Source organism: Streptomyces sp. NBC_00358, from assembly GCF_036099295.1.
Classification (GTDB): Bacteria; Actinomycetota; Actinomycetes; order Streptomycetales; family Streptomycetaceae; genus Streptomyces.
On sequence record NZ_CP107976.1, the window covers coordinates 1,288,834 to 1,314,434 of the forward strand.

Consider the following 25,601-nt stretch of genomic DNA (forward strand, 5'->3'; position numbering starts at 1 on the left):
GGGTGCGCGGGACGCCCAGCCACTAGGCTGGAACCCGGACGACGCGCTTGTTCACTGTGAGTGTGCACAAGGGAAAGTGGCGACGATGAGCCCGGTCCACCCTCTCGACGAGACCGCCACCGCACGGGCGGTCATCGACGGGAACGGCACCTTGATCCACTGGAGCGAGGGCGCCCGCCGGCTCCTGGGACATGTGCCCGAGGAGGTCGAGGGCCGCCCGGCGGCGGAACTCCTCTCCCCCGCGGGCAGCGCCCCGCCCGCGGGGTCCGCCGGCAACCGCTGGAACGGGGTGCTCGCCCTGCGGCACCGCGACGGCCGGGTGCTGTCCGTCTGGGTGCTCGCACACCGCCTCGGCCAGGACGAGGGCTGGCTCGTCCTCACCCCGCTGGACGGCCGAGCGCCACGCACCCTGGACGACCCGCTGATCCGCGCGGTCCTCGCCCAGGCGCCCTGCGCCCTGGCCGTCTACGACGAACGGCTGCGGCTGTACGGCCTGAACGACGCGATGTCCGAGGTGGTCGGCCTTCCGGAGGACCGCATCCGGGGTCTGCGGGTCTCCGAGATCGGCGACCGGCAGCCCGGTGAGCAACTGGAGCGGGAGATGGCCGAGGTCCTCCGCTCCGGCCGGGGGCGTGACGTGGAGACGTACGCGCGCACCGGGGGCGAGGACCGGGCACACCACTGGCTGGCGCGGATCGCCCCGCTGACCGACACCCATGGACGGGTGCTCGGCGTGTGCGTGGCCGCGCACGACTTCACCGAGCAGTTCCGGGCCCGTGAGCGGCTTCAGCTGGTCAACGAGGCGAGCGTGCGGATCGGCACCACCCTCGACGTCACCCGGACCGCCCAGGAACTGGCCGACGTCTGTGTCCCGGCGCTCGCCGACTTCGTCAGCGTCGACCTGCTGGACCCCCCGGAGAACGGCGGCGAGTACCGCGTCGAGCCGCCGGCCGCCCCGATCACGCTCCGCCGCGCCGCCCACCAGTCGGTGAACCCGGGGAGCCCGGAAGCGGTCGTCGCACCGGGCGACGTCGACGTCTATCCCGCCTCCTCCCCGCAGGCCGACTCGCTGATCGCCGGCCGGCCGCTCGTCGCACCGAACGCGGACGGCACGCTGGAGGAATGGCTGAGCTGGGACCCACTCCGCGCCAAGCGCATCCGGGAGTACGGCATCCACGCCGGCATGTCCGTGCCCATCCGGGCCCGCGGCCGGACCCTCGGGGTGGCCGTCCTGAGCCGCTTCCGCCGGGCCGATCCCTTCACCGCCGACGATGTGCTGCTCGCCGAGGAGGTCACGGCCAGAGCCGCCGTCTGCATCGACAACGCCCGCCGCTTCTCCCGCGAGCGGCAGACCGCGCTGGCCCTCCAGCGCAGCCTGCTCCCCCAGTCCCTCCCCCGGACGGCCGCCCTGGAAGCCGCGTCACGCTATCTGCCCGCCGCGCGGGCCGGGGTCGGCGGCGACTGGTTCGACGTGATCCCGCTCTCCGGGATGCGGGTCGCCATGGTCGTCGGCGATGTCATCGGCAACGGCATCCAGGCCTCGGCGACGATGGGCCGGCTGCGCACCGCCGTCCGCACCCTCGCCGACATCGACCTGGCCCCCGACGAGCTGCTCACCCACCTCGACGACCTCGTCGTACGGCTGTCCGCCGAGGCCGGCTCCGAAGGCGTCACCGGAGAGGTCGGCGCCACCTGCGTCTACGCGGTGTACGACCCGGTCTCCCGGCGCTGCACCCTCGCCAGCGCCGGCCATCCGCCGCCCGTCGTCCTGACGCCGGACGGTCCGCCCCGGCCGATCGACGTGCCGCCCGGTCCGGCGCTCGGCCTCGGCGGGCTGCCCTTCGAGTCCGTCGACCTGGACCTGCCCGAGGGCACGGTGCTCGCGCTCTACACCGACGGGCTGCTGGAGAGCCGCGAACGGGACGTCGACAGCGGCCTGCGGCTGCTGTGCCGTGCGCTGGAGCAGTCGTCCCAGTCCCTGGAGGGGGCTGCCCACTCGATCCTCCAGGCGCTGCTGCCCCCGGGCGGCGCGCCGGACGACGTGGCGCTGCTGCTCGCCCGTACCCATGGCCTCGCCGTTTCCGACGTCACGACCTGGGACATTCCCGCCGACCCCGCCCTTGTCGCGCCGATCCGCAGGCAGGTCGCCGATCAACTGGACGTCTGGGGGCTGACCGTGGCCACGTTCACCGCCGAGCTGGTGGTGAGCGAACTGGTCACCAACGCCATCCGCTACGGCGAGCCGCCCATCCGGCTGCGGCTCATCCACGACTCCGAGACCCTGATCTGCGAGGTCTCCGACAGCAGCCACACCGCCCCGCACCTGCGCCGGGCGAAGACCTTCGACGAGGGCGGGCGCGGACTGCTCCTGGTCGCCCAGCTCACCCAGCGCTGGGGCAGCCGGCACACCCCGGAGGGCAAGACCATCTGGGCGGAGCTGTCGCTCGTCGGCGAGGAGTGAGAGCCGCTCGGGTGCGGGGAGCGGGGCGGGTCGCCGTCGCCGTGCCAGGAGCGGCCAGGACGCGGCGCGGGACACTTCACCGGCCCCCGTGCGAGGACCGTCCGGGGTGTGGCGCGGGGCGGTCGCCGATTCGGGGCGGGGGGTTCGCGGGCGGACCGGTTCGTGTCTGATGTGATGGAGGGCGCCGCCATCACCGCCCGGAGGATCCCATCCTGAACAGCCCACTCGTCCAAGGCATCCCCGGCGCGGCCGGCACCTCCCTCGCCGGGGCGTTCGCCGCCCGTCCCGGAACGCCCCTCTCCGACGCGCTCACCAGCGGTGCCGGCGCCCCGTCCACCCCGTCGCTCGCCGGAGCTCTGGGTCCCCACGTGTCCGGGCCGTTCACCGCGGCTCTCGGCGGCCCGCTCGCCGAGTCGCTGTCCGTCGTCCTGCTCGCGGCCGTCCTGATCTGCGCGGTGGTGCGGCCGTTCGACTGGCCCGAGGCGGTGGTGGCGGTGCCCGCCGCCGGCCTCGTCCTGGCCACGGGCGCGATCTCCTGGGACCACGTCCGCGCGGAGGCCGGACACCTGGGCCCGGTGATCGGCTTCCTCGCGGCCGTCCTCGTGCTGGCCAAGTTCTGCGACGACGAGGGGCTGTTCCAGGCGTGCGGCGCGTGGATGGCCCGCTGGGCCGCGGGACAGCCCGGGCGTCTGCTGACCGCGGTCTTCGTGCTCGCCTCGGCGATCACGGCGGTGCTCAGCCTGGACGCCACCATCGTGCTGCTGACCCCGGTCGTCTTCGCGACGGCCGCGCGGATGGGAGCCCGCCCGAAACCGCATGTGTACGCGTGCACCCATCTGTCGAACACGGCCTCGCTGCTCCTGCCGGTCTCCAACCTGACCAACCTGCTCGCGTTCACCGCCAGCGGTCTGAGCTTCACCCGGTTCGCCGCGCTGATGGTGCTGCCCTGGCTGGTCGCGATCGGTGCCGAGTACGTGGTCTTCCGGCGCTTCTTCGCCCGCGACCTCGGGGCGGGCGCACTCCCCCGGCGGGCGGAGGAGGCTCCGGAGCTGCCGCTGTTCGCGCTGATCACCGTGGGCTGCACGCTGGCCGGTTTCGTGCTCACGTCGGTGATCGGCGTCGACCCGGCCTGGTCCGCCACGGCGGGGGCGCTCGTCCTGGCCGTCCGGGCCCTCGTCCGCCGTCGTGCCACCCCCCTGACCGTGGTGCGTGCCGCCGCTCCGTCGTTCCTCGCCTTCGTCCTCGCGCTCGGCATCGTCGTCCGCGCGGTGGTCGACAACGGTCTGGCCGACGCCCTCGACGGCCTCCTCCCGGAGGGCGGTTCGCTGCCGGCGCTGTTCGGCATCGCCGCGATCGCCGCCGTGCTGGCCAACCTGATCAACAACCTGCCCGCGGTCCTGGTCCTGCTGCCGCTGGCCGCCGACTCGGGCGCGGGCGCGGTGCTGGCCGTTCTGCTCGGCGTCAACATCGGGCCCAATCTGACGTACGCCGGTTCCCTGGCGACGCTGCTGTGGCGACGTATCGTGCATCAGCACGAACACGGCGTCGACCTCAAGGAGTTCACCCGGCTGGGCCTGATCGCCGTACCCGCGGCGCTGGTCCCCGCCGTACTGGCGCTGTGGTTCTCGCTCCACGTCATCGGAGGCTGATGGGTATGCGGGTGGTCGTCTGGCTGGTCGAGGGAACCTGGCCCGCGTGCGTGGACGCCGTGCGTTCGCACGCTCCCGGTGCCACGGACGTGGTGCTCCTGCATGTCGCGGACCCGGGGGTCCCCGGTCTCGCGCACGGTGCCTTCGCGGGGCTCCTCGGCCGCGCACGCTCCGAGCCCGATCCGGGTGACCTCCTGGAGACCCTCGGTACGACGTCGGGCGCCGAGCTCCTGGAGGCCGCGGCCGAGCGGCTGGGCGCGCCCGCGACGCGGGTGGAGCGAGTCGGCCGGGTCGAGCGGGAAGTGGTCGCGGCGGCGGAGGGCGCGGGTCTGCTGGTCCTCGCCCGCGACGGGGACCGCGGCCGGCTCGGCCCGCACAGTCTGGGACCGGCCGGTCGTTTCGTCGTCGACCACGCGCCCTGTCCGGTGCTGCTCGTCTGGCCCGAACCGGCCCCGGACGTCACGACGATCCCGCCCCCGCCACCGCATCCGCATCCGCATCCGCATCCGCACTCTTAGGGCGTACGCCTCGGGTCGCGTCCCGGTCGCACGGTGGCCGGTCGTCACCATCGGCGGCCGCCCTCGGAATCGGCCGGTACCCTCGCGAAGTGCCGCTCGGCGGGCACCGGTTCGGCCGCGGACGCTCTCCGGCGGAGGCGGGGCCTTGACGAGGGTCGGGCATGCGCGATTTGATCCTGGCGTGCCGTGGTGCGACCCGGTACGCAGAGGTACGCCCAGCCGGTAACGGACCAGGTTCAAGTCCGGCCAAAGTCGCCAGGAACGCGCGCAGCGTCCGAGGCGGGGACGTACTCGCGATTGATGGAGCGGACATGCCCCCCGTCAAACGTGTTCTCCTCACCCGGTCCCTGGGCACAGCCACGGCCCTCGCCGGTCTTCTGACACTCGCCGGCTGCGCCGCGGTCAAGGGCACGAACGCCTCGCCGAAGGCCTCGCCCCGGCCCGGCCGGACGGCGACCGCCGTGGAACTCCCGCCGCTGCACGCGGGGTTCGACTACCAGATCGGCGGGGCCTACCCCCCGGCGGCCGGTGTGCGCATCGTGACCCGCGACCGCTCGTCGTCCCCGGTGCCCGGTCTGTACAACATCTGCTACGTCAACGCCTTCCAGGCCCAGCCCGAGGAACGCGCGCAGTGGCCCGCCGACCTGCTGCTGCGGGACGCCGACGGCAAGGCCGTCGTGGACAAGGACTGGAACGAGGCGCTGCTGGACATCCGGACGCCCGCCAAGCGCGAGCGGGTCGCCGCGCGCGTCGACCGGTGGTTCGACGGATGCGCCGCCAAGGGTTTCGACGCGGTCGAGCCGGACAACTACGACAGCTACACCCGCTCCCGCAAGCTGCTGACCCCGGACGACGCCACCGCGTTCATCACCCTGCTGGCGCGGCACGCGCACGCCCGGCATCTGGCGATCGGGCAGAAGAACACCGTCGAACTGGCGGGGCTCGGATCGCGGGCCGGGCTCGACTTCGCGGTGGCGGAGGAGTGCGGCGAGTACGACGAGTGCGGCGCGTACGCGAAGGCGTTCCACGACCGGGTGGTCGTCATCGAGTACACCGACAGCGGTCTGCGCAAGGCCCGTTCGGCCTTCGGTGACCGGCTGAGCATCGTACGCCGGGACGTCATGGTCTCGACACCCGGCAGCGCGGACTACGTCCGCAGGACCCGCTGAGGGGCGGCCGGGATGACACGCGCGATCGCGCGACGCGGGCTGCTCCTGGGCGCCGCGGCGGCCGGGGCCCTCGCGGGCTGCGGCGGCCCCTCGGACGGCGTCGGCGCCGACGGCAGGGTGACCGTCGAGCTGTGGCACGGCCAGAACGACACGGCCAGGAAGGCCGTCGAGGCACTGGTGGCCGAGTTCAACCGCACACATCCACGCATCCGCGTGGACAGTTCGGGCGGCGGGGTGCTGGCCGACGCGATGCTCCAGAAGGTGACGGCCGCGCTGGCCGCCGGCTCGTACCCGGACATCGCCTACATCTTCGGCTCGGACCTGGCGAGCGTCGCGCGCAGCCCCAGGGTCGTCGACCTGACGTCCGCGCTGCACCGGGGCAATCCGCCGTGGAAGTCCTTCTGGGCTCCGGTACGGGACGCGGTCACCGTCAACGGCAAGGTGCGCGCCGCCCCGGCGGTGCTCGACTCGCTGGCCGTCGTCTACAACAAGAAGCTGTTCCGGCAGGCCGGCGTCCCCTACCCGAAACCGGGGTGGAGCTGGGACGAGTTCGTCGACACCGCTCGGCGGCTGACCGACTCCGGGCGCGGGGTGTTCGGCACGGGCTGGCCGGGCACGGGCGACGAGGACACCGTCTGGCGGCTGTGGCCGATGATCTGGGACCTGGGCGGCGAGGTGGTCGCGGCCGACGGCAAGAGCATCGGCTTCACCGAGCAGGGGACCAGGGCCCTGGGCACCCTCGCCCGGCTGGCCCACGACAAGAGCGTGTACGTCGACCCGAAACCCGGCAGTGAGCAGATGTACCAGGTCTTCCTGGGCGGCCGGATGGCGATGGTGGCCACCGGGCCCTGGGAACTGCCGGACATCATCACCGCGAAGGTCGACTACGACGTCGTCCCGCTGCCCACGTACAACGGCCGCCCGATCACCATCTCCGGGCCGGACACCTGGACCGTGTTCGACAACGGTCCCGCCCGTTCCCGGGCCGCGGTCGAGTTCGTGAGCTGGATGATCCAGCCGGCCCAGGACGCGCGCTGGGGCATGTCGGCCGGCAGCCTCCCGCTCAGTTCGGCCACCGCCCGGCGGCCCGAGTGGCGCGAGCACGCCGCGGCGACGACGGGACTCGACGTGTTCACCGACACGCTGGACTCCGCCCGGGTCCGGCCCGTGCACGCGGCCTACCCGCAGATCTCCCAGGCTCTCGGCGAGGCGATCGTCTCGGTCCTGCTCGGCAAGGACTCCCCCGCCCACGCCGTCCGCCGGTGCGCCGACACGGCCGACGCGGCCCTGCTCATCCCCCGGTGACCTCGACTTCAGACGTTCCCAGCTGACTTCCAGCTGAAGGAGGCCGTCATGTCCACCCTTCCCCGTGCCCTCACGCTCGCACCCGGCGCCGCGCCGGTCCCGGCCGCCGCACGGCGCGCCGCCCGCCGCCGAAATCGTCGCGAGACGGCCACCGCCTGGTCGTTCATCAGCCCGGCGGTCGTCGTGATCCTCGGTCTGAGCATCGTGCCCGTCCTCTGGTCGCTGCTGCTCTCCTTCCGCGCCGACGATCTGGTCACCCCCGGCCGCTGGGTCGGCCTCGACAACTACCGGGCCCTGTTCCAGGACCCCAACTTCCGTACGGCTGTCGGCAATACGCTGCTGTACACCGCCCTGTACGTGCCGCTCAGCCTGGTCGGCGGGCTGGCGCTCGCCCTGGCGCTGAACCGCCGTATCCGGTTCATCGGCCTCTACCGCACGCTGGTCTTCGTCCCGTTCGTGGTGTCGGCGACCGCGCAGGGGGTGCTGTTCTCGTTCATCCTCGATCCGGAGTTCGGGGTCGCGAACTCGCTGCTGCACAAGGTCGGGCTCTCCCCGCAGGGCTTTCTGACCGACCCCGACCAGGCGATCTATCTGCTGGTGCTGATCTCGCTGTGGAGCGGTGTCGGTTTCTGTGTCGTCGTCTACCTGGCCGCGCTCCAGGACGTGCCGCCCGAACTCGTGGAGGCCGCCCGGATCGACGGGGCGGGCCGCTGGCGGGTGCTGCGGCACATCGTCGTGCCGACCCTCACACCGGTGACCGTGTTCCTGCTGCTGTGGCAACTGATCACGGCGCTCCAGGTGTTCGACCTCATCTATGTGACGACGAAGGGCGGCCCGCTCGGCTCGACCGGCGTGGTCGTGTACTTCGTCTGGCAGCAGGCGTTCCAGATGTTCACGGCGGGTTACGGGGCAGCGGCCGCGTACGTCCTCGCCCTCGCCCTGCTGGTGGCGGGCGGGGCGCTGCACCTCGCACGGCGCCGCCAGGGACGTATCGAAGGAGCGGTCCGATGAACGCACCCGCCGTTTCCCGGAGGCCGAGCGGCTGGCATCTGCTGCTGGCGCCGCTGACCCTGTGCTTCGCGCTGCCGCTGGTGTGGCTGGCGCTCAGCTCGGTGATGTCCGACCCGGAGATCAACCGGTTCCCGCCCGCGCTGTGGCCCAAGGGCATCGACCTGGGCGGCTACCGGTATGTGCTCGGGAACGCGATGTTCCCCCGCTGGTTCGCCAACTCGCTGATCGTGGCGGGCGCGGCCGTGTGCTCGAATCTGCTGCTGGGGGCGCTCGGCGGCTACGCCTTCGCACGGATGCGGTTCGCCGGGTCGCGGGCGCTGCTCGGGCTGATGCTGGCGACGATGGTGATCCCGTTCCAGCTCACGATGATCCCGACCTTCCTGGTGATGAAGGAGCTGGGTCTCATCGACACGCTCGGCGCGCTGATCGTGCCGTCGCTCGTGACCCCGTTCGCGGTCTTCCTGTTCCGGCAGTTCTTCCTCGCCCTGCCCAGGGAGATGGAGGAGGCCGCCTGGATCGACGGGTGTTCGCGGCTGCGGGTGCTGTTCTCGATCGTGCTGCCGCTGGCCCGGCCGGCGTTGGCCACGGTCGCGGTCCTGACGTTCCTGAGCACCTGGAACGACCTGTCCTGGCCGCTCATCGCGATCAACCACGACACCCAGTACACGCTGCAGCTCGGTCTGACGACGTTCCAGGGGCAGCACCACACACGGTGGTCGGCGGTGATGGCGGGCAATGTGATCACCGTGCTGCCCGTCCTGGTCGCGTTCCTGCTGGCACAGAAGACCTTTGTCCAGTCGCTCACTTCGAGTGGTCTGAAGGGCTAGGACGTGATGAGAACCTTCGATCTCCTGGTCGTCGGCGACGCCAACCCGGACGTCGTGATCGGCCCGCTGCACGGTCCGCTGGAGTTCGGGCAGCGCGAACAGCTCGTCGAGCGGGCCGGGCTGGTGCTGGGCGGCTCCGCCGCGATCATGGCGTGCGGGGCGGCGCGGCTCGGACTGCGGGTCGCGTTCGCGGGCCGCGTCGGGGACGATCCCGCGGGTGCCTTCGTGCGCGAGGCGCTCGCCGGGCGCGGTGTCGACGTCGGCTTCCTGGTCACGGACCCGGTCCTGCCCACACCGCTCACGACGGTCGTCACGGCCGGGGACGGGGACCGGGCGGTCCTCACCGCGCCGGGCTGCCTGACGGCGACGGGCCCCGAGGACGTACCGGCCGACCTGATCGCGGCCTCCCGGCATGTGCACGCGGCCTCCTTCTTCCTGATGCCCCGTCTGGCGCGTTCACTGGCCTCGGTGTTCGGCCGAGCGCGGGAGGCGGGCGCGACGACGTCGCTCGACACCAACGACGATCCGGCGGGGCGCTGGGACCGCGAACTCCTCGACCCAGTAATGAAGTTCACCGACTTTCTGTTGCCGAACGCGGCCGAGGCCCGTGCGCTGGCCGGGGAGCGCGACCTGCTCCGGGCGGCCACCGTCCTGGCCGGCCGGGGACCGGCGGTCGTCGTCAAGGACGGCGCGGACGGCGCCCTCGCCTGCGCGGGGGGACTCCTGTCGCGCGCGCCGGCCGCGTCCGTCGAGCCGGTGGACACCGTGGGCGCGGGCGACAGTTTCGACGCCGGATTCGTCGCCGCGATCCTGCGGGGGCTCGACCTGCGCGGCGCGCTCGCCGTGGCCGCCGCCTGCGGTTCGCTGTCGACACGGGCGTCCGGCGGTACGGCGGCACAGCCCACGTGGGACGAGGCACGCGCCGCGGCCGGCGCGCACTCCGCGGACGTACCGGCAGGCCCGGACAACCCGGCCACCCCGGACACCCCGAATTCACCGGACCACCCGGACCACCCGAACTCCTCGAACTCCCCCGCAGAAAAGGGAATTTCGTCATCCCCCAGCACCCGCGACACCAGGAGCCGTTCGTGAACGACATCACCACCGCGAAGATCGCCTTCATCGGAGCCGGGAGCGTGGTGTTCACCCAGGGACTGCTGACCGACCTGTTCACCTTCCCCGAACTCGCGCACGTGCGGATCGCGTTGCACGACATCGACCCGGAGCGGCTGGCCACGGCGGAGGGCGCCGCCCGGTACATCGCGGGCGTCCGCGGCGCCAAGCCCACGATCACCGCGCACCTCGACCGCCGCGCGGCCCTGGAGGACGCCGACTTCGTCATCAACATCATCCAGGTCGGCATGGACGGGGCGACCCGCACCGACTTCGACATCCCGGCCCGCTACGGACTGCGCCAGACGATCGGCGACACCCTCGGCATCGGTGGCATCTTCCGGGCACTGCGGACCTTCCCCGTGCTGCGCTCCCTCGCCTCCGACATGGCCGAACTCTGCCCGGACGCGATGCTGTTGAACTACACCAACCCCATGGCGATGAACGTCCTGTACCTGAGCCGCATCGCCCCGGCCCTGCGCGTCACCGGCCTGTGCCACTCGGTGTACTGGACGATGCACGACCTCGCCCATATCGTCGGCGTCCCCTTCGAGGAGGTCACCTATCTGGCCGCCGGGGTCAACCACCAGGCGTGGGTGCTGCGTTTCGAGCGCGCGGGCCAGGACCTCCACCCCTTCCTGGACGACGCCGTCGCCCAGGACCCCGGACTGCTGCGCCGGGTCCGCTTCGACATGTACCGCCGCCTCGGGCACTACCCCACCGAGACGAGCGAGCACTCCTCGGAGTACGTGCCCTGGTACCTCCACCACGACAGCGAGATCGAGCGGCTCAGGCTGCCCGTGGGCGCCTATCTGGAGATCATCGAGGAGAACGCGGCCAGCTACCGGCGCACCCGCGAGGCGCTCGCCGCCGGGGCGCCCCTCCACGTCGAGGGCACCCTGGAGTACGCGCCGCAGATCATCCACAGCACCCTCACCGGTACGCCGCGCACGGTCTACGGCAATGTGCCCAACCGCGGGCTGATCGACAATCTCCCGGCGGACTCGGTCGTCGAAGTCCCCTGCCAGACGGACGCTTCGGGAATACGGCCGACCCGTGTCGGCGCGTTGCCGCCTCAGTGTGCGGCACTGAACAGCGCGTACATCGCCGTGAACGACCTGGTGGTCCGTGCCGCCACCGACAACGAGCCGCGCCATGTGCGGCACGCCGCGATGGCCGACCCCGCGACGGCCGCCGCCCTGCCCGTCGAGCGCATCTGGGACCTGTGCGACGACCTGGTACGGGCTCACGGCGATCTGCTCCAGCCCGAGCTGAGGGTGCTGCTGGGCCACTGACCCCGCGGCCCGCGGCTCTCGGCCCGGGACAGGGACCGGGCCGGGGCCGCGGTCCGGTGGGGCCGCGGGCCTGACACGGGGACGAAGCCGGAGTCCCGGCCGTGGGACGAAGCCAGGGTCCCGGGGCAAGGGGCGGGGTCCGTTCATCGTCACCCCCAGGGGGTGAGGCCGGAGGGGCCCGTGTGTCGCAGGCTTTTCGGTGAGTGGCTGCGGTCGCAGCCCGTGCAACGGAGGTTCTGCCATGGCAACCACCCAGCATCACCCGCACTCCAGGACCACCATGACGGCGGCCGGCGGCTTGATGGTCTTCGCCTCGGTGATGCTGTTCGTCTCCGGCGTCCTCGACATCCTGCGGGGCGTCATGGCGATCGCCCAGGACGACGTCTTCGTCACCAGCCCGAACTACGTCTTCAAGTTCGACCTGACGAGCTGGGGCTGGATCCACCTGGCGCTCGGCGCGGTCGCCGTGGTCGTGAGCCTCGGCCTGTTCTCGCGGGCGACCTGGGCCCGCGTGATCGGCGTGGGCATCGCGGCGCTGCTGATCATCGCCAACTTCCTGTCCATCCCGTACTACCCCGTCTGGTCGCTGACGCTGATAGCCCTGTACGGATTCGTCATCTGGGCGCTCTGCGTCGCGGGTCCGGACACGGACACCGAGTAGGCGGCGGCAACGACTGCGGGACAGCACGGGACGGGTCCGCGGCTCACAGGATGTGCAGGTCGCGGGCCCGTCGTACGGCCTCGCCCCGACGGGTGGCGGCGAGCTTGCGGTAGACGCTCTTGAGGTGGGTCTTGACCGTGTTGACGGACAGATGCAGGTCGGCGGCGATCTCGTCCCTCGACATCATCTGCGCCAGCCGCTCCAGCACCTCCTGCTCGCGCTCGCTGAGCGGTTCGGTCACCGGCGCGTGATCGGGCCGCGGGCCCGGTCCGGTGCCCCGGACCGCGGCCGTCACCGGGAGCCATTCATGGCCCTGGCCCAGCGCGGGCCGATGCCGTACGAAGGTCCGCAGCCAGGGGCCTGCCTCCACGAACGGCCGCCGCAGATGCTCCGGCCTGGCCAGCCGCAGGGCCCGCGCCACCAGCCGCTGGGCGGTGGAGTCGTCGCCCAGCGCGTCCGCCGTCTGCGCCCGCGCCAGCAGCACCCGGACGGCGATGCCCGGCCCCTCGTCCAGCTCGGTCGGGAGCGCGTCCAGGAGAGAGCGTGCCGCCTCCCGGTCGCCGGTCGCGAGCCGGGCACGGGCGGCGGCCGCCGTGGCCTCCGGCCCGGTGGCGGCTCCCTCCTCCGCCAGCACCTCCGTCGCGGCGAGCGGATCGCCCAGCGCCAGGTACGCGGTGGACATGGCCAGCCCGGCCCGGCCGCTGACCCACGGCGAGGGCTCGACGCCGTGCGGGGGACGCCTCAGCTCCTCCAGGACGCGCAGCGCCTCCTTCGGATGCCCCTTGGCCAGCAGCATCCGGGACCGCAGCAGGGCGAGGCCCGCCATGGCGACGGGATCGTGCGAGGGCGTCCCGGAGGCGGTCGCCTGGTCCAGGTGCGTCTGTGCCGCCGCCAGGTCGTCACGGTCGACGGCGACCGCCGCCAGGACGAGCTGGGCGACCCCCGTCCGGGCGGCGGGCGGCAGGCCGGAGCGCTCCGCCTCGGCGACCGCCGCTCCCGCGTGCCCCTCCGCGCGGCCCGGACGGCCGCACAGGAAGTCGATCAGCGCGAGCCGGCTGAGCGACTCGTGCCGGGGGTAGGCGGTGGAGGGTCCGTCATCCACCTGTGCGGCGGCGGACAGCGAGGTCCGGGCCTCGTCGAACCGTCCCGCCCACAACTGCGCCGATCCCAGGTCCGTGAGCATCAGGGCCGGCAGCTCCGGGTGCTGTTGCAGCCGCTCGGCCGGAAGCAGCAGCTCCGCCGCCCTCATGTCCTCGGCCGCCGCCTCCGCCCGCTCGGACGAGCCGGTCAGCCGGGCGGCGAACACCCGCAGGAGCGCGTGGCTCAGCCGCAGGGCCGCTGTGTCGGCGCCCTCGCCGGTGAGGGTCTCCCCGGCCCGGCGCAGGAAGTCGAGTCCCCGGTCGACGTCGTGGCGGACCAGTTCACGGGCGGCGCGCACCAGGCACGCGGCCGGACCGGCGGCGTCCGGAGGCATGGCGGCGAAGAGCCCGTCGAGGCGCTCGGCGTCGAGTCCCGTCAGCAGTTGCCCGATGGCCAGCTCGTCGATGAACCGACCCGCCGCGAGCTCCCATTCGCCCGACCCCGCCGCGTGCGGCAGAGCCTCCGCCAGCAGTCCCGCGTCGCTCAGCCAGCGGGCGGCCCGCCGGTGCAGCTCGGGCTCCAGACCCGGATGGCGTACCCGCAGATGGACCCGCAGGATCTCCGCGAACAAGGGGTGCAGCCGGTACCACGAGTGGCCGATGGCCTCGGCGAACGCATTGGCGTGCTGCAGCCCGGCCAGGATGGGTTCCGCGTCGTCCCGGCCCGTCAGGGCGTTGGCCAGATCGGGGTGGATCTGTTCGAGGATGCTCGAACGCAGGAGCAGGTCCTGTGTCTCGTCCGACTGCGCTTCGAGCACCTCGGCCAGCAGGAAGTCCGCGAGCGTGGACTGGCCGGCCTCGAAGTTCTTGATGAAGGTGTCCGGATCGTCCACGTGCTGCGCCGCGAGGATGCACAGCCGCAGCCCGGCGGCCCAGCCACCGGTCCACTCCGTCAGCGACCGCGCGCCGTCGTCGGACAGCCGGATGTCGTGCCGGCTGAGCAGGGCGGCCGTCTCGCCCGGAACGAACGCCAGGTCCGCGCCCCGTACCTCGGCCACCGCTCCGGCCGCCCGATAGCGGTGCAACGGCAGTTGCGGCTCCGTACGGCTGACGATCACCAGACGCAGACCGCCTCCCGCGTGCCGCAGGACGAACTGGAGCTCGTCGGCGACCTCCGCGGAGGCTCCCACCCGGTCGAACTCGTCGAGCACCAGGATCACCGGGTCCGCGCGCTCGCTCAGCCAGGCCGCGAGCCGGGTCAGCAGGGAGTGGTCCACGTCGCCGGGGCTGGAGGGGCTGCCGATGTCGTCCGGAACGGCCGCTCCGTGGCGTCGCAGGGATTCCAGGACGTACGTCCAGAAGATGCCGGGGCCGGTGTCCTCGTGCTCCACGGTCAGCCAGGCCACATCACCCGGATGGTCCATCGTGGAGATCCAGTGGGCCACCAGGAGCGTCTTCCCCGCGCCGGCCGGCCCGTTCACCAGGGTCAACGGGCCCTGAACGCCCTCGGCGAGCCGTCCGACCAGGCGCGGCCTGCGCACGAAGGTCTCCGTCAGGTCCGGGACGGTGAACCGGACGGCGAGCAGGGGGTCACCACCTGGGGTCAGCAGCCCGGCCATGGGGTCCTGCCTCCGCGATCTCTCGGCTGCGGCGACGCGTTCGATCCGATGTGGTCCGGGTCCACGGTTCCCTCCCCGGCTCAACCCCCGCACACTGATCGTCACCCGCTGTGCCGGAAGTCGCAAGGCAGGCTCCGGTCGCCCGCGACGGGTGAGGCGGAAGGCCCCGTCTTCGGGTCTCATGGGAGCAGAGCAGAGGCCGGACGCCACTGTTCGGCGCACCAGCGTCGCGGGCCGACTCGATGAGGTGGTTACCGGTGAAGCACTGGCGCGCCCTGATGGTGCTCGGCACGGCCCAGTTCCTGATGGTCCTGGACACCTCCGTCATGAACGTGTCCATCAGCCAGTTGGTCGAGGACTTCGACACCGAGGTCACCGCCATCCAGGCCGTCATCACGCTCTACGCCCTGGTCATGGCGGCGTTCATGGCCACCGGCGGGAGGCTCGGTGACATCCTCGGACGCCGTCGCCTGTTCATCATGGGGCTGATGGTCTACGGCGTCGGGTCCGCCCTGACCGCCGTCGCTCCCACCGTCTGGGTTCTCGCGCTCGGCTGGTCGGTCATCGAGGGGCTCGGTGCCGCGATGGTGCTGCCGGCCATGGCGGCCCTCGTGGCGGAGGCCTACCGAGGACGGGACCGGGCCGTCGCCTACGGCGTCATCGGCGGGCTCGCCGGAGCGGGTATCGCGGTCGGACCGCTGCTGGGCGGCTATGTGACGACGTACCTCACCTGGCGCCTGGTCTTCGCGGGCGAGGTCGTGGTCGTCGTCGCGATGCTCCTGTGCCGCCGGGCGATCACCGAATCGCCCCGGCCCGATCCCCGCCCCCGACTGGACGGCGTGGGCTCCGCCCTGTCCGCGGCCGGACTGGGCCTGGGCGTGCTCGGTGTTCTCCAGAGCGGTTCCTGGGGGTGGGTGCAGCCCCGCAACCCGCCTTTCACGATCTTCGGATTCGCTCCGACGCTGTTCGTCGTCGCCGCGGGCGTGCTCGTCCTGGCCGTCTTCGCCAAGTGGGAACGCCGGCGCGAGGAGCACGGCGCCGACCCTCTGATCCATCTGTCACTGCTGCACAAACTCCCCCTGCGCTCCGGTCTGCTGACGCTGCTCAGCCAGAACCTCATCCTGCTGGGACTGTTCTTCGCCATCCCGCTGTATCTCCAGGTAGTGCAGGGCTTCGACGCCTTCCAGACGGGGCTGCGGCTGCTGCCGGTGTCCGTCACCATGCTGCTGGCGTCCGTACTGGCGTCCAGGCTGGGGCGGGTGATGGGTCCGCGCCAGGTGGTCAGACTCGCCCTGCTGACCCTGCTCGGAGCCATCGCGTGGCTGCTGGCCAGTATCAAGCCGGCCATCGACGACGCCCAGTTCGCCGGGGCCATGGCCCTGCTGGGCGTCGGCATGGGCCTGCTGGCCTCGCAGTTGGGCAACGTGGTGCAGTCCAGCGTCGGCGAGCAGGAGCGCAGCGAGGTCGGCGGCCTCCAGTTCACCGCCCAGAATCTGGGCTCCGCGCTGGGTACGGCACTCATCGGATCGATCCTCATCGGCGCCCTGGCGCAGGCCTTCACCACCCAGGTGGCGAAGAACCCGGATGTGTCGCAGGAGGCGCGCCAACAGACCGGCGTCGCGCTCGAAGCGGGCATCAGTTTCGTCCCCACCGACGAGGTGCGCTCGGCGGCCGAGGAGGCCGGGCTGCCGCCGGCCGAAGTGGCCGCCGTCACGGACTCCTACGCGACGGCGCAGCTCAACGGGCTGAAGGCGGCGATCCTCGCCGCCGGCGGCATCACGCTCGCCAGCTTCCTGGTCACGACGCATCTGCCGACAGGGCGGACGGGCCGGCGGAAGTCCACCGGCACGGGCACCCCGGCCGGCTCACTCGGACAGGAGTGAGCACGCGAGGGTCGCGGCTCGGGCCGGCGGCTCGGGCCGAGGTTCACCTGTTGCGGGTGAGGGCGGACGGGGCGGGGCGCCGGATGATCGTAGGGAAGGGCCGTCCGCCTGCCCCAGGCCGCCCGCCGGGGGGAGCCCCACATGCACTACGAGATCCGTGTCGAGGGACATCTGTCGGAGACGCTGTCCGAGGCGTTCCCGGAGATGGAACACGTGCTGATTTCCGGCCAGACCATCCTGTTCGGCCCGGTCGTCGACGAGGCACACCTGTACGGGCTGCTGGCCCGCTGCCGGTCGCTCGGGCTGCGGGTCGTGGAGATGCGCCAACTGCCGGAACAGCCTTGAGGATCACCCGCCGGGGGTGACCCGCCGGACGCGGGCGCACGGGAGGCTGGAAGCCGGGAATCCACCCACCGTCCCGTCGGCGGTCCGGCAATGGTCCGCTCGACCGCGTGAGGAGGAGCCATGACCGATTCGCATGGTCCGGCACCGCACACCGGACCCGAACCCGGGCCCGGGGGCTCGGCGTCCGCGCCCCCGGGAGACCCCGCGGTACTGCTGGACCGCGTCGGCGCGTCCTGGACCTGGCTCCTCGGCTCGGCCGTGGCGACGCTGATCCCCGGCATCCTGGTCCTGGTCTGGCCGGAGGAGACCCTGCACATTCTGGCGGTCCTCCTCGGTCTGTATCTGCTCGTGATCGGCGTGTTCCGTTTCGTGTCGGTCTTCGGCCACCGGGAGCAGGGAAGCCGCTTCGCCGCCCTGCTCATCTCGGTGCTCTATGTGCTGGCAGGCGTCCTGTGTCTGCGCAATCCGATGCAGACCATCGCCGCGCTGTCCCTGATCCTCGGTGTCGTCTGGCTCGTGTCCGGCGTGCTCACCGGGTACACGGCCCTCGCCAGCAGGGACCTGCCGCACCGGGGCTTCGTCCTGTGCGGTGCGGCGATCGGCATCATCGCGGGCATCGTGGTGCTGGCCCTGCCGACCGAGTCGGCCCGTGCCCTGACCCGGCTGCTCGGTCTGTGGATGGTGCTGATCGGCCTGGTCGAGCTGGCCGTGGCCTTCGCCTGGCGGGCCGCCCTGCGCAGGGCGGTCTCGGTCGGGCCGCGTGACCCGGCCTCCCCGTACTGAGGGAGGCCGAGGCGGAGGAGGCCGGGTATGTCCCGCTGTTCGCACACAGCCGCCCGAGATTCCTTGAGTTGTGCGGAAGGCCGGGCATACTCGTGACTCCCCTGCCTGGGCGCCGGCCGGATCATCCGGCCGGCGCCTCGACGCGCACCCGAATCCGTGGGCCGGCCGATGAGCAGGCTCGTACGGAGCGGACGTAACAAAGGGCATGCCGACATTCCTGGCCAGCAGGCACGACGACCGCGTACCGGTGAGCGGCGCGGTGGCGCCGCCGAGGCTCATCGAGCGGCTGCGGCGCCACCGGCGGGCGCTGTTCGTCGTGGCCGTGGTCCTGCTGCTGGCCCAGATGGCCGTCGCCATGGTCAGTACGGCCGTGGAGCAGACGCCGACGATCGACGAGCCCGTGTACGTGGGTACGGCGACGGTCTACGTCCAGCAGCACGACCTGACGTACAACCCCGAGCATCCGCCGCTGGGCAAACTGATCATCGGGAGCGGTCTGCTGTTCGCCCATCCGCACCTCGACCCCGGCTTCAGGGGCGACCAGACGGAGCTCGGGCGGCAGGTGCTGTACGAGTCCGGCAACGATCCCTGGCGGGTCATGCTGTGGGCGCGGCTGCCGGTGATCGTCCTGACGCTGCTGTTCGGTCTGGCCGTCCTCGCGTTCGCCCGTGAACTCGTGGGCCGGGTGGGCGCGTTGGTGGCCCTGTCGCTCTACTCGTTCTCGCCGGACGTGATCGCGCACGGTTCGCTGGCCACGCTCGACGTGCCGGCGTCGGGCTTCCTGCTGACGTCGGTGTGGCTGGTGTGGCGGGCCAGGCGGCGGCCGTTCCTGTACCTGCCGCTCTCCGCCGCGGCGCTCGGCGCGGCGGTGGCGACGAAGATGAGCATGCTGCCGGCCGTTCCGCTGGTGCTGCTCCTCGCGGTCGTGTCCGTGTGGCACGCGGGCCGCCCCGCCCCCGGCGCGGCGCCGTGGAGCGGCCCGCGGGCGAAGGCGCGGCTCCTCGGACTCGGTGCCGCGTCGGCCGCGGGCATGGCCGTGCTGGCGGTCGCGGTGGTGTGGGCGACCTATCTGGCCGTCGATCCCCGGCTGCGCTGGACGACGCCCGCGGACCTGCCCGCCGTGCACGGACTGCGCGCGTTCCTCATCGACCACCTGCCGGTGCCGCGGCCTTACCGGGACGGGATGCGGATCCAGTTCGGCTTCGAGAACGCCAACTGGCAGGGCTTCCTCTTCGGCCACCTCTACCAGGGTTCCCGCTGGTACTACCTGCCGGCCGCGCTGCTGGTGAAGACCCCGATCGGCATGGCGGCGCTGTGGGCGGCCGGTTCGGTCGCGCTGCTCGCCGTACGGCGGCTGCGGCCCGCCGCTCCGTACGTCCTGGTCCCTCCGGCACTGCTGCTGGCCTCGGCGATGACCGGCTCCCGCGATCTCGGCGTGCGCTACGCCCTGTTCGTGCCGGTGTTCCTCGCGGTCGCGGCGGGCTGCGTCGTCGCCGGACGCCGAAGGTGGGCGGGGTGGGCGGGGATCGTCACGGCGGCCCTGGTCCTGTTCGTCGCCGTCAGTTCGCTGCTGACGTACCCGTACTACCTGCCGTACTCGAACGAGGCGTTCGGCGGCCCGGAGAAGACGTATCTCCGCCTGCACGACTCGAACGTCGACTGGGGCCAGGACCTGGGCCGGCTCGCCGACCGGCTGGCGGCGGACCACCCGCACGAGAAGGTGTGGCTCGTGTACAAGGGTGCCGGTGTGCCGTCCGCCTACGGCATCGACGCGGCCGATCCGCGCACGGTGCCCGCCGGCCGCGTGCACGGGCTGCTCGTCGTGTCCGACACCGCGATCGACAAGGCGGACGCCCGGCTCAAGGCCCTGATCCGCACGAGCCGAAGGGTCGACGAGGTCGGCCACTCGATCACCCTCTTCCGGAGACCGTGAGCCGACCCGCCGCCACCGGGCCGTACACGAACCGGCCCGGCGTCGCGGGTGCGGGTGCGGGTGCGAGCCGGCCCGGCGTCGCGGGTGCGGGTGCGGGTGCGGGCCGGCGTCACCCGCCGGACTTGAGCAGATCGAGCACCCGCTCCCACTGGAAGTCGATGCGCCCGCCGTCCTGTTGGACCTCTCCCGCGTACGGGTCACCGAAGCGGACACCCATGCCGCGCAGCCGCTGGACACTCGCGCGGTAGGCGGGATGAGCCGCCAACGCCTCGTTCACACAGGGCAGTACGGCGATCGGGACGCCAAGTCCGTATGCCTCGCACAGTGTTCCGAGGGCGAGGGTGTCGGATATGCCCGCCGCCCACTTGTTGACGGTGTTGAAGGTGGCCGGCGCGAGGGCCACCGCGTCCGGTGCGGGAAAGGGGCGCGGGTCGCCGGGGGCCCGCCAGGCGGAGCGGATCGGGCGGCCGGTCAGCTCCTCGGCCGCCGCCACGTCGAAGAAGCCGAGGCCCTGGGGCGTGGCGATGACGCCTACCTCCCAGCCCCGCCGCCGCGCCGCGGTGATCAACGTGCCGACGTCCGCGGCGATGCCCGCGGCACAGACGACGACATAGAGGAAGGGCTTGTCGGTGGGTTCGCTCATCCGGGAAACACTAGTGAGGGTCCGATCCCGCCCGCCGGAGGGAAGGCTCACCCGGTGAAGGCGAAGGTGAAGGTCTTCCCCGCACCTCGCTCACGGATCAGAACGGCCGTTCCGAAAACCGGTTGCGTGGGCGTGTCCGGTGGCCCGAACATCGGCCCATGCTCACGATCGAAGCCTTCCTGCCGCCGACCTCCGCCGCCGTTCGTCCGGTGCGGGTCCAGCAGCAGCCCGGCCGACCGCGGAGGCCCGAGCTTCCCCGGCCGTGACCGCCGCGCTCGTCGCGGGGCTTCTCGCGGGCTACGGCATCGCCATGCCCGTCGGAGCGGTCGCGACCTACCTCGTCTCCCTCACCGCCCGGACGTCCCTGCGGATCGGCGCCTCGGCCGCGCTCGGTGTCGCGACCGCCGACGGGCTGTACGCCCTCGTCGCCGCCCTCGGCGGTACGGCGCTCGCGGCCGAGCTGCGGCCGGTGCTCCTGCCCCTGCGCTGGACCTCCGTGCTGGTCCTCGCCGTGCTGGCGGTCCGCGGTGCGCTCGGCGCCGTACGCCAGTACCGCGAGCGCCGGCGCGCCGAGCGGACCGGACAGGATCCCCCGCACCCGGCCCGCGCCTATCTGGCACTGCTGGGGATCACCCTGCTCAACCCCACCACGGTCGTCTATTTCGCCGCGCTGGTGCTCGGCAGCCGTACGGCCGAGGCGGTGCGTCCGCTGGACCAGGTGGTGTTCGTCCTCGCCGCGTTCGCCGCGTCCGCGAGCTGGCAGCTCCTGATCGCCGGGGGCGGCGCACTGCTCGGCCGGACCCTGACGGGGCATCGGGGACGACTGGTGACCGGGCTCGCGTCGAGCGGCGTCATCATGCTGCTGGCCGTACGCATGCTGGGGGCCCCGCAATGAGAAGCAGGCATGAAGGGCTTCGCGGACAACCGCGTCCACCCCGACGATTCAGCCCTGCTGAGAGCCGGTGATCCCGTCGCCGGAATCGCGCTGCGCCCGCCAGCCGTGGATCAGGAGGTCGAACACCGTCTCCACGGCCGCGCGTGGATCGTGCCGGCCCCTGGCCAGGGTCGGCAGCTCCAGGACGAACCGGGCGAGCGCCGAGCATGCGAGATCGTCCACCTCCCGGCCCAGTTCCTCCGCGATCACGGCGCCGAGGGCGCTCGCATGGCGCATCCACATGCGCTCCGCGTACTCGCGGAGCGCGGGCGTCCGGTCCACCAGCGCGGTGAGCTGACGCAGACGGGGATCCGACGTCAGCGGCACCCAGGACTGCAGGGCGTGGGCGCGGAGCGCCTCGACCACGTCCTGGCCCGCCGGTCGTTCGCGGACGGCGGCGGCCAGCTCGGCGTCGACGTCCGCCTCGCGGTCGAAGACCAGCGCCTCCTTGCTCGGGAAGTGCGCGAAGAGGGTCGTCGTCGACACGTCGGCCCTTTCGGCGATATCGCGGACGCTCACCTGTTCGAAGCCGTGCTCCAGGACGAGCTCCAGGGCGGCGTCGGCGATGGCCTGCCTCGTCGCGGCCTTCTTGCGCTCGCGACGGCCAACGGTCGGGGATTCGGACATGGCATCACTGTACTTCATTACTGAAACGAAGCAGAAACTGGAACAGTTGCACTTATGGACTCGTTTCTGCTTTGGTGGTCACCGTAGGGGTTGCCGCCCCGTGGGGTCGCGGCACCGGTCGTCGCCGCGCCCTGGCGTCACCGGGACCCCGACCGACGAAAGGAATCCACCGTGGAATCTCCGACGCCCGCCGACGCGCGGATCAGCATCATCGGGGCCGGGCCGGGAGGCCTCACCTGCGCCCGCATCCTGCAGCGGCACGGCATCGCGGTGTCGGTGTACGACCGCGACCCCGGGACGAACTCCCGGAACCAGGGAGGCTCGCTCGACCTGCACGAGGAGGACGGTCAGCTCGCACTCCGTGAAGCGGGCCTGCTGGAGGAGTTCTTCGCGCTCGCCAGGCTCGAAGGGCAGGAAATGCGCCAGATGGACCGAGCGGGGCGCGTCCTTTCCCACCATCTGCCGGACGAGGGCGAAACGGCCCGTCCCGAGATCGACCGCGGACAGCTTCGCGATCTCCTGCTGCACTCACTCGCCGCGGGAACGGTTCAGTGGGGGCGCACGCTCGAATCGGTGAGCGGACCGGCCGACGGACCGCGAACGCTGACGTTCACCGACGGCTCGACCGTCGAGACGGATCTCGTGATCGGTGCGGACGGAGCCTTCTCGCGCGTCCGCGCCGCCGTGTCACCCGCGACACCGCGCTACACCGGGGTCAGCTTCTTGGAGGCATGGTTCGACGACATGGAACACACGCACCCCGAGCTTTCCGACCTGGTCGGCAAGGGCAGTGCCCACATCGCCGACGGCGAGCGCGGCCTCTTCGCACAGCGGAACAGCGGCGGTCACATGCGCGTGTACATCATGCAGCGCGTTCCCGTGGACTGGATCGCGGCGCATGGGCTTCGCCCCGAGGACACCAAGGGCATCCGCGGCCATCTGCTGGGCGAGTACGCGGCCTGGTCGCCGCAGATACTCCGGATGATCGCCGACAACGACGGCGCCTACGTCGACCGTCCGCTCTTCGCCCTGCCGGTGCCGCACACATGGGAGCACTCGCCCAGCGTCGCGCTCCTCGGAGACGCCGCACACCTCATGCCGCCGCTCGGCGTCGGCGTCAACCTCGCCATGCTCGACGCCGCCGAACTCGCGCTCGCACTCGTCGGCTCCTCCACCATCGACGGCGCTGTGGACACCTACGAGAAGTCGATGCTCCCTCGCTCGGCCCAGATGGCCCAGTCACTCGAAGGCGGCGCCGACCATCTTCTGTCCGCGCCCGGCGCCGACGAGAACGAGCTGTTCGGTCGAAGCCGGCCCTGACACGCGCTTCGGGCTCGGTGCGCCTTCGGGAACGACGGTGCGCCCGCCCGGGGAGATCGTCCCGGCTCGGGAAGCCACGCGGGGCGCCGTTGCGGAAGATTCGCGTCCGCGCTGGTGTTGAATCGTGGCGAGACACGACCAGTCGACGCGACGATGGGACGGAAGTCATGCCGCTTGAGGGCGAGTACGAGCCCAGCCCCGCGCAGTGGGTGCGGGACCAGGTGGAGTTGTACGAGGGTTCCGGCGGGACCAAGGGAACGACGCTGATGGACACGGGGCTGCCCGTCATCATTCTCACGACACGCGGTGCCAGGAGCGGCAAGATCCGCAAGACCCCGCTGATGCGCGTCGAGCACGACGGACGCTATGCGGTGGTCGCCTCGAAGGGCGGCGCGCCCGAGCACCCGGTCTGGTACTTCAACGTCACGTCCGATCCTCGCGTCGAGCTCCAGGACGGGCCCGTGCGCAAGGAGTTCACGGCCCGGGAGATCACCGGCGAGGAGAAGGCCCAGTGGTGGGAGCGCGCGGTCGCCGCGTATCCCCCGTACGCCGAGTACCAGACGAAGACCGACCGGGAGATCCCCGTCTTCGTGCTGGAGCCGACCGGCTGACCCTGGACGCACCCGCACACCGGGGAAGGGCCCGTACCGGCGAACACGCCGGTACGGGCCCTTCCCCCGCGTCCCGCCGAACGACGGCGGTCACCGCGGCTGTCGCGCGGCCATGGAACGCCCCGGATGTCCGCGGCATCGGTGTGCATGGACGGCGGGGCGTAGGGCACCCGTACGTCAGGCCCCGCCGCACTCCCCCGTTGCGGCGGGGTTTCCCGTTGTCATCCGCCTGTCGGGTCGCCCGTCCCCTCGCCCGTGCGCACCTGGTCGCTCGCCCCGCTCTCGCCCCGGCGCGCGGCCGCTCGCGCCGTTCGGGCGTCGGTCACGTCGAGGAAGATCTGGTCGGCCTCGGGGAAGGTGTGGGCGACCGAGCGCTTGATGCGGACGGCGACCTCCTCGACCTGCTCGCTGTCGAGCCCCGGGACCAGGTCGATCCGGGCGGCCACCAGCGTCGAGTCGAGGCCCAGCTCCATGGTCAGCAGCGCTTCGACGCTGTCGATCTCGGGCTGCGCCTTGAGCAGTTCGCGGATCCGTCCGCTCTGCTCCTCGTCGACGGCGCGTCCGATGAGCTGCTCGCGCGCGTCCCGGCCGAGCCAGAAGGCGATGCACACGAGCAGCAGCCCGATGGCGAAGGAGGCGGAAGCCTCCCACACGACCTGGCCCGTGACCATGTGGAGCACCATCCCGACGATGGCGAGGCTCACGCCGAGCACCGCCGTGCCGTCCTCGGCGACGACGGTCCGCAGGGCGGGGTCCCGCAGGCCGCCGGCTCCGCCCTGTCCGCGTACCTGGTGCAGTGCCCGCAACAGCGAGCCGCCCTCGGCGAGCAGGGCGACGACGAGCACCGCGATGCCCACCAGGTAACCCCCGAAGGATTCGTCGGCGCCGTTGCGAAGCGCCTCGAAGCCCTGGAAGAACGAGAAGCAGCCGCCCATGACGAAGATGCCGACGGCCGCGAGCAGCGACCAGAAGAACCGTTCCTTGCCGTAGCCGAACGGATGCCTGCGGTCGGCGGGGCGGCGGCTGCGACGGAGCGCGGCCAGCAGGAACACCTCGTTCATGCTGTCCGCCACGGAGTGCGCGGCTTCCGAGAGCAGCGCGGGCGATCCCGCGATCAGGCCGCCCACCGCCTTGGCCACGGCGATCAGCAGGTTGGCGCCCAGCGCCACGATCACGGTGACCCGGGTGCTGCTGTCCGAACCGTCCTTCTTCTTCCGCTCCGGCTCCTTCCGCGGCGCCGGACACTCCTGCCCTGTCTGACGCTCATGCCGCTTCCGCGGCCCCCGCCGCACCGGAGGGTCGCGATCCGTCCGTTCTGCCGTCTCTGTCGTCTCTTCACCGCTCACTCCGGCCGGTTTCCCCTGGCTCCCCACCTCACACCGGACGGGCCGACAGAATCGGACCGAGGGGTACCGAGGCCGCACATCGGGCACCCGTACCCGGTGGGAGGAGGCCGGCGCACGCCCGCGGCCTCGGGAGCGAAGAAGGAGCCTCAGGTGTCCAAGAAGCAGAAGAAGCGCAAACTGTCCCTGGCCTACAAGCCGATCGGCTTCGTGCTGAGCTGGGCCGGAGGTTCGCTCGCCGGACTCGCCTTCCAGAAGACCTGGATGGCGATACGGCACGAGGAGGACGCTCCGGACGCCCTGGACAAGGACCGCGGCTGGGGCGAGGTGCTGCTCGCCGCCGCCCTCCAGGGCGCGATCTTCGCCGTCGTACGCAGCGCGGTGGACCGCTCGGGCGCCAAGGCGATCGAGCGCTCCACAGGCGTTTGGCCCTCCGCCGGCACATCCGGCCGCGACTGACCGCCGCGCGGTG

At 72.0% G+C, this 25,601-nt stretch carries 22 protein-coding genes; 18 read left to right on the forward strand and 4 right to left on the reverse strand.

The features are described 5' to 3' along the window. The first annotated feature begins 85 nt into the window (after positions 1-85). The 10 genes from OHT01_RS05400 to OHT01_RS05445 all read left to right on the forward strand — a co-directional run bounded on the left by OHT01_RS05400 (position 86) and on the right by OHT01_RS05445 (position 12,009). Positions 86-2,461 (forward strand): SpoIIE family protein phosphatase, encoded by a 2,376-nt coding sequence (locus OHT01_RS05400; protein ID WP_328551964.1) that lies wholly within the window; start codon positions 86-88, stop codon positions 2,459-2,461. 368 nt (positions 2,462-2,829) lie between these two features. Further along, on the forward strand, positions 2,830-4,110 hold the full coding sequence (locus OHT01_RS05405; protein ID WP_328551965.1) for an arsenic transporter: 1,281 nt from the start codon (positions 2,830-2,832) through the stop codon (positions 4,108-4,110). Between the two features lie 5 nt (positions 4,111-4,115). Then, positions 4,116-4,628, forward strand: coding sequence for a universal stress protein (locus OHT01_RS05410; protein WP_328551966.1), 513 nt, complete (start codon positions 4,116-4,118; stop codon positions 4,626-4,628). A gap of 311 nt (positions 4,629-4,939) precedes the next feature. Then, positions 4,940-5,797 (forward strand): endo alpha-1,4 polygalactosaminidase, encoded by an 858-nt coding sequence (locus OHT01_RS05415; RefSeq protein WP_328551967.1) that lies wholly within the window; start codon positions 4,940-4,942, stop codon positions 5,795-5,797. 12 nt (positions 5,798-5,809) lie between these two features. Next, positions 5,810-7,102: an ABC transporter substrate-binding protein gene (locus OHT01_RS05420; RefSeq protein WP_328551968.1), complete on the forward strand. Its 1,293-nt coding sequence runs from the start codon at positions 5,810-5,812 to the stop codon at positions 7,100-7,102. Positions 7,103-7,150: 48 nt separating this feature from the next. Next, on the forward strand, positions 7,151-8,113 hold the full coding sequence (locus OHT01_RS05425; RefSeq protein WP_328551969.1) for a carbohydrate ABC transporter permease: 963 nt from the start codon (positions 7,151-7,153) through the stop codon (positions 8,111-8,113). Continuing rightward, positions 8,110-8,940, forward strand: a complete 831-nt coding sequence (locus OHT01_RS05430) for a carbohydrate ABC transporter permease (RefSeq protein ID WP_328551970.1) — start codon at positions 8,110-8,112, stop codon at positions 8,938-8,940. The genes OHT01_RS05425 and OHT01_RS05430 overlap by 4 nt, the downstream gene beginning before the upstream one ends. Positions 8,941-8,943: 3 nt before the next feature. Beyond that, entirely contained in the window at positions 8,944-10,032 is a 1,089-nt protein-coding gene (locus OHT01_RS05435; RefSeq protein WP_328551971.1) for a carbohydrate kinase family protein, read from the forward strand. 5 nt (positions 10,033-10,037) lie between these two features. After that, positions 10,038-11,348 (forward strand): alpha-glucosidase/alpha-galactosidase, encoded by a 1,311-nt coding sequence (locus OHT01_RS05440; RefSeq protein ID WP_328558032.1) that lies wholly within the window; start codon positions 10,038-10,040, stop codon positions 11,346-11,348. 241 nt (positions 11,349-11,589) lie between these two features. Continuing rightward, entirely contained in the window at positions 11,590-12,009 is a 420-nt protein-coding gene (locus tag OHT01_RS05445; protein ID WP_328551972.1) for a DUF7144 family membrane protein, read from the forward strand. Positions 12,010-12,052: 43 nt separating this feature from the next. Here the strand turns inward: OHT01_RS05445 and OHT01_RS05450 are convergent, their stop codons facing one another. Beyond that, on the reverse strand, positions 12,053-14,707 hold the full coding sequence (locus OHT01_RS05450) for a LuxR C-terminal-related transcriptional regulator (protein ID WP_328551973.1): 2,655 nt from the start codon (positions 14,705-14,707) through the stop codon (positions 12,053-12,055). Positions 14,708-14,964: 257 nt separating this feature from the next. On the opposite strand from OHT01_RS05450, the gene OHT01_RS05455 reads away from it, so the two are divergent. The 4 genes from OHT01_RS05455 (at position 14,965) to OHT01_RS05470 (ending at position 19,651) form a co-directional block, all read left to right on the forward strand. Then, positions 14,965-16,590, forward strand: coding sequence for an MFS transporter (locus OHT01_RS05455; protein WP_328551974.1), 1,626 nt, complete (start codon positions 14,965-14,967; stop codon positions 16,588-16,590). Positions 16,591-16,731: 141 nt separating this feature from the next. Next, the gene (locus tag OHT01_RS05460; RefSeq protein ID WP_328551975.1) at positions 16,732-16,935 is read left to right on the forward strand and encodes a hypothetical protein; all 204 of its coding nucleotides are present in this window, start codon (positions 16,732-16,734) and stop codon (positions 16,933-16,935) included. Positions 16,936-17,055: 120 nt separating this feature from the next. After that, positions 17,056-17,718 carry an HdeD family acid-resistance protein gene (locus OHT01_RS05465; RefSeq protein WP_328551976.1) on the forward strand — a complete coding sequence of 221 codons (663 nt, stop codon included), beginning with the start codon at positions 17,056-17,058 and terminating at the stop codon, positions 17,716-17,718. Positions 17,719-17,923: 205 nt separating this feature from the next. Further along, a complete protein-coding gene (locus tag OHT01_RS05470) occupies positions 17,924-19,651 on the forward strand; it encodes an ArnT family glycosyltransferase (protein ID WP_405915324.1) in 1,728 nt (575 codons plus the stop codon). 109 nt (positions 19,652-19,760) lie between these two features. Here OHT01_RS05470 and OHT01_RS05475 read toward each other — a convergent pair whose 3' ends face one another. Next, positions 19,761-20,294, reverse strand: coding sequence for a flavoprotein (locus OHT01_RS05475; protein WP_328551977.1), 534 nt, complete (start codon positions 20,292-20,294; stop codon positions 19,761-19,763). A 262-nt stretch (positions 20,295-20,556) separates the two neighbouring features. Here OHT01_RS05475 and OHT01_RS05480 point away from each other — a divergent pair, with 262 nt between their 5' ends. Further along, positions 20,557-21,189 (forward strand): LysE family transporter, encoded by a 633-nt coding sequence (locus tag OHT01_RS05480; RefSeq protein ID WP_328551978.1) that lies wholly within the window; start codon positions 20,557-20,559, stop codon positions 21,187-21,189. A 48-nt stretch (positions 21,190-21,237) separates the two neighbouring features. Here OHT01_RS05480 and OHT01_RS05485 read toward each other — a convergent pair whose 3' ends face one another. After that, the gene (locus OHT01_RS05485; protein WP_328551979.1) at positions 21,238-21,855 is read right to left on the reverse strand and encodes a TetR/AcrR family transcriptional regulator; all 618 of its coding nucleotides are present in this window, start codon (positions 21,853-21,855) and stop codon (positions 21,238-21,240) included. A 171-nt stretch (positions 21,856-22,026) separates the two neighbouring features. On the opposite strand from OHT01_RS05485, the gene OHT01_RS05490 reads away from it, so the two are divergent. Both OHT01_RS05490 and OHT01_RS05495 read left to right on the forward strand, forming a co-directional pair. Next, on the forward strand, positions 22,027-23,175 hold the full coding sequence (locus OHT01_RS05490) for an FAD-dependent oxidoreductase (protein ID WP_328551980.1): 1,149 nt from the start codon (positions 22,027-22,029) through the stop codon (positions 23,173-23,175). A 167-nt stretch (positions 23,176-23,342) separates the two neighbouring features. Next, a complete protein-coding gene (locus OHT01_RS05495) occupies positions 23,343-23,786 on the forward strand; it encodes a nitroreductase family deazaflavin-dependent oxidoreductase (RefSeq protein WP_328551981.1) in 444 nt (147 codons plus the stop codon). Positions 23,787-24,007: 221 nt separating this feature from the next. Here OHT01_RS05495 and OHT01_RS05500 read toward each other — a convergent pair whose 3' ends face one another. Then, positions 24,008-25,078 carry a cation diffusion facilitator family transporter gene (locus tag OHT01_RS05500; protein ID WP_443043357.1) on the reverse strand — a complete coding sequence of 357 codons (1,071 nt, stop codon included), beginning with the start codon at positions 25,076-25,078 and terminating at the stop codon, positions 24,008-24,010. A 204-nt stretch (positions 25,079-25,282) separates the two neighbouring features. Between OHT01_RS05500 and OHT01_RS05505 the strand changes: the two genes are divergently transcribed. Continuing rightward, positions 25,283-25,588 carry a DUF4235 domain-containing protein gene (locus tag OHT01_RS05505; RefSeq protein ID WP_328551982.1) on the forward strand — a complete coding sequence of 102 codons (306 nt, stop codon included), beginning with the start codon at positions 25,283-25,285 and terminating at the stop codon, positions 25,586-25,588. Positions 25,589-25,601: the final 13 nt, after the last annotated feature.

What these genes read in the sequence shown, in the direction of transcription:
- OHT01_RS05400 (WP_328551964.1), top strand. Translation starts at nt 86, where the DNA reads ATGAGCCCGGTCCACCCTCTCGACGAGACCGCCACCGCACGGGCGGTC.
- OHT01_RS05410 (WP_328551966.1), top strand. Translation starts at nt 4,116, where the DNA reads ATGCGGGTGGTCGTCTGGCTGGTCGAGGGAACCTGGCCCGCGTGCGTG.
- OHT01_RS05415 (WP_328551967.1), top strand. Translation starts at nt 4,940, where the DNA reads ATGCCCCCCGTCAAACGTGTTCTCCTCACCCGGTCCCTGGGCACAGCC.
- OHT01_RS05420 (WP_328551968.1), top strand. Translation starts at nt 5,810, where the DNA reads ATGACACGCGCGATCGCGCGACGCGGGCTGCTCCTGGGCGCCGCGGCG.
- OHT01_RS05425 (WP_328551969.1), top strand. Translation starts at nt 7,151, where the DNA reads ATGTCCACCCTTCCCCGTGCCCTCACGCTCGCACCCGGCGCCGCGCCG.
- OHT01_RS05430 (WP_328551970.1), top strand. Translation starts at nt 8,110, where the DNA reads ATGAACGCACCCGCCGTTTCCCGGAGGCCGAGCGGCTGGCATCTGCTG.
- OHT01_RS05445 (WP_328551972.1), top strand. Translation starts at nt 11,590, where the DNA reads ATGGCAACCACCCAGCATCACCCGCACTCCAGGACCACCATGACGGCG.
- OHT01_RS05450 (WP_328551973.1), bottom strand. Translation starts at nt 14,707, where the DNA reads ATGGCCGGGCTGCTGACCCCAGGTGGTGACCCCCTGCTCGCCGTCCGG.
- OHT01_RS05460 (WP_328551975.1), top strand. Translation starts at nt 16,732, where the DNA reads ATGCACTACGAGATCCGTGTCGAGGGACATCTGTCGGAGACGCTGTCC.
- OHT01_RS05465 (WP_328551976.1), top strand. Translation starts at nt 17,056, where the DNA reads ATGACCGATTCGCATGGTCCGGCACCGCACACCGGACCCGAACCCGGG.
- OHT01_RS05470 (WP_405915324.1), top strand. Translation starts at nt 17,924, where the DNA reads ATGCCGACATTCCTGGCCAGCAGGCACGACGACCGCGTACCGGTGAGC.
- OHT01_RS05475 (WP_328551977.1), bottom strand. Translation starts at nt 20,294, where the DNA reads ATGAGCGAACCCACCGACAAGCCCTTCCTCTATGTCGTCGTCTGTGCC.
- OHT01_RS05485 (WP_328551979.1), bottom strand. Translation starts at nt 21,855, where the DNA reads ATGTCCGAATCCCCGACCGTTGGCCGTCGCGAGCGCAAGAAGGCCGCG.
- OHT01_RS05495 (WP_328551981.1), top strand. Translation starts at nt 23,343, where the DNA reads ATGCCGCTTGAGGGCGAGTACGAGCCCAGCCCCGCGCAGTGGGTGCGG.